Origin of the sequence: Geobacter sp. (genome assembly GCF_030834625.1) — a bacterium.
In the GTDB taxonomy this organism is placed as follows: domain Bacteria; phylum Desulfobacterota; class Desulfuromonadia; order Geobacterales; family Geobacteraceae; genus Geobacter.
Genome location: NZ_JAUQXO010000054.1, coordinates 1 through 2148 on the forward strand (window position 1 = coordinate 1; position 2148 = coordinate 2148).

Consider the following 2148-nt stretch of genomic DNA (forward strand, 5'->3'; position numbering starts at 1 on the left):
TGACTTCACCTTTCCTGCCTCATACCATGAACTCATCAAGGACGGCCTGCTGGTCGTCCTGCTTGTGAAACCGCTGGTATTCCTCTTTTCAGGCATGTACCGCAGTATCTGGAAGTACGCCTCACTTCAGGACGGTATCGAGATTTTCAAGGTTGTTACATTCTCGACGTTCATTGCGTCCTTCGCCCTGGTTCTCCTGGACGATACCAGAGCGTTGCCCCGTTCTATCTACGTTCTCGATTGGGTTCTGCTCTTTGCCATGGTATCTGCGTCGCGACTTCTCTGGCGGATCTACCGTGAAACCTACCTCATTCCTCGATACCATGCCGGCAAGCGGACCCTGATCATCGGCGCAGGAGAGGCTGGCCACCTTTTGCTGAAAGAGTTGCGTAAGCAGAAAAATTCTGCCTACCAGGTCATCGGCTTTCTGGACGATGACCCGTCAAAGCAGGGAATGCGCCTGGGGGGGGTTCCGGTGATGGGGAATTTGGGCCGCCTTCGGGCCGCCATCAGAAAGCACCAAATCGAAGAGGTCATCATCGCCATTCCGACTGCCCAAGGTGCGGTGGCACGGCAGGTCGTTGCCTGCTGCAAAGAGACCAAGGTCAGGTTCAAGACCCTGCCGGGGATCAAGGATATCATTGACGGCACGGTCTCCATTTCCCAGATCAAGGATGTGGAGATCGAGGACATCCTCGGCCGGGAACCGGTAAAGCTCGAACTGGAAACCATCCGGGGATACCTGACCGCTAAACGGGTGCTGGTGACCGGCGCAGCGGGAAGCATCGGCAGCGAGATCTGCCGCCAAGTGGCGGCGTTTTCCCCTTACAAGCTTCTTCTCTTCGAGAGTGCGGAAACCCCTCTCTATCAGGTCGAGAAGGAGCTTACCTCCCAGTATCCCGATCTTCGTATCATTCCGGTCATCGGCGACGTGCGGGATCAAGGCCGGGTCGAGATGGTTTTCGATGAGTTTCAGCCGGAGGTGGTCTTCCATGCGGCGGCCTACAAGCATGTGCCGATGATGGAATACAACCCGGTGGAAGCGGTCACGAACAATATCGGCGGAACAAGGGTGCTTGCGAATGCCGCCCACCGGTTCGGCGTGAAGAATTTCGTCATGATCTCCACCGACAAGGCGGTGAACCCCACCAATATAATGGGGGCAAGCAAGCGGGTGGCGGAGATTTTTGTCCAGAGCCTGGCGAGGCGGAGCCGGACCAATTTCACCACGGTCCGCTTCGGCAATGTGCTGGGAAGCAACGGGAGCGTGATTCCCCTGTTCAAGGAGCAGATCAAGGCGGGGGGGCCGGTGACGGTCACCGACCCCAAGGTGATCCGGTATTTCATGACCATTCCCGAGGCGTGCCAGCTGGTGCTGCAGGCCGGGTGCATCGGCAACGGTGGTGAGATATTCGTGCTCGACATGGGGGAGCCGGTTCGTATCCTGGACCTGGCTGAAGAGGTGATCAGGCTTTCAGGATTTGTCCCCTATGAGGAGATAGATATCGTTTTCACTGGCCTGCGGCCGGGGGAGAAGCTCTTCGAAGAGCTTCTCATTGATGGCGAGGGGATCAAGCCGACCAGACACGGGAAGATCAAAGTCCTCAGTGCCATGGAGTCCGATCTCGATGCTGTGGAGAAAGCGTTGGGCATTCTCTTTGCGATGGCCAGGGACGCTGACGTAGCGGGCGTCATGAAGCAGCTTCGTACGATTGTTCCCGAATTCTCCCCCCAGTATTCCTTCAACGGTCCCGCCCCGATCGCCTTCCAGCGGGTCCGCCCCGATCTCTTCCCACCCCCCTCTTCGAAGGTTGTCAAGCTGCAGAAGCCGTGAAGGACTATATGGCCACCCATGATTCGCATCGCTCGTTATTCCTATCGAGATGACTCTTGTGTGTCGGTAATGCACCGTGCGGGGCAATTCAGGGTACGCGTTGATTGACCATCCTCTCAACCCCTGCTATCATGTCTTACCAAGTCTTACTTGAGAGGTGTTTGAATGGAAATGAGCAAGTTGTCCAGCAAGGGGCAGATAATCATTCCAAAGCAGGTGCGAGAGGCGCATCACTGGCGGACCGGCATGGAGTTCGTCGTAGAGAGCGTAGGCGACGGCATCCTCCTCAGGCCGCGCAAACCGTTTCCTCCTAC

The 2148-nt window shown here is 56.8% G+C and carries 2 protein-coding genes; both read left to right on the forward strand.

Going from position 1 to position 2148, the window contains the following annotated elements:
- Window positions 1-1834: nucleoside-diphosphate sugar epimerase/dehydratase (locus RCH91_RS13095; RefSeq protein WP_306535409.1), on the forward strand; the 1834-nt coding region annotated here is incomplete at its 5' end.
- Window positions 1835-2005: 171 nt separating this feature from the next.
- Window positions 2006-2148 (forward strand): AbrB/MazE/SpoVT family DNA-binding domain-containing protein (locus tag RCH91_RS13100; RefSeq protein ID WP_306535410.1); only part of this gene is annotated, 143 nt, incomplete at its 3' end.